1 protein-coding gene is annotated in these 970 nt (G+C 69.7%); it reads right to left on the bottom strand.

Going from position 1 to position 970, the window contains the following annotated elements:
* A partial coding sequence (locus A5706_RS07530) for an Hsp70 family protein (RefSeq protein ID WP_156767006.1) occupies positions 1-970 on the bottom strand: 970 nt, incomplete at both ends.

The following is a 970-nucleotide window of genomic DNA, read 5'->3' as shown; positions in this document are numbered from 1 at the left end:
GGGCGTCGGGGGCGGCGGCACGGGCCGCGCCGGCAGGGAGCTGACGGGCGGCGCGGGCAGGGGCGCGACGGTGGGCGCCGGGGGCGCCTGGTGGTTCTCGATGCCCGACAACGTGTAGGCCACGCCGCCGATCGAGGTCATGGCCACCACGGCGCACATCCCCACGACCAACTGCGACAGCCGCAGGCGCCGCCACGAGCTCGCTTTCGGCGGCTCGATCACGTTGAGTCGCATCGACCAGCCGGACCCGCCGTCTTCGTCGAAGGCCGCGGGGCTGTAGGGCACCCGAATGTCGGGGCCGTATTCGGTTTGCGACCAAGCCAACTCGCGGTCGGTGAGCGCCTCGTCGTCGATCACCAGCACGTCGCCGGCCGGCAATTCGACGATTTCGCCGGCCGCCGCCGTGAGCAGGCCGATGGACGTGCGCGCCTGCAAATCGAGCTGCTCCCCCCGGGACGCGATCTGCAACGCGCCCAGGGCGGCCGCGTGCGCCGGCTCCAGCGGGCTCACGACCGGTCGGCGGCCGTGCACCGAAAGGCGTTCCTTGACAAGGGGAATGCTGGCACCGCCGCCGACCATGACGACCGCCGACAAGTCGGACCAGCTCCTCTTGTGCCGGACCAGCATCTCGTCGAACGCGTAGATGAAGCCGGACAGCCGGTCCTGTATCAAATCGCCCAGCTCGTCGCGCGTCAACTTCATGGTGCACCGGCGACCACCGAGCTCGGCCGAGAATTCGGCCACCGTCTGGGTGGACAGCTGCTCCTTGGCCGCGCGGCACTGTTCCCGCAGCAGGCCGAGCTGACCGACCGCGGCCGTGCTGGCGGGGTCCATCCCGCTGCCGTGCCCGAGTTCCTCGAAGACCTTGAGCAACAACGCCTGGTCGATTTCTTCGCCGGAGAAGGCCGCGTAACGCATTGTCGGTGTGAGGAGTTCGAAGTCGCCGGCGAGGTTGATCAAGGTCGCCGAG

This window comes from Mycobacterium sp. E796 (assembly GCF_001672815.1).
Taxonomy (GTDB): Bacteria; Actinomycetota; Actinomycetes; order Mycobacteriales; family Mycobacteriaceae; genus Mycobacterium.
This window is presented reverse-complemented; position numbering and strand designations above follow the sequence as displayed.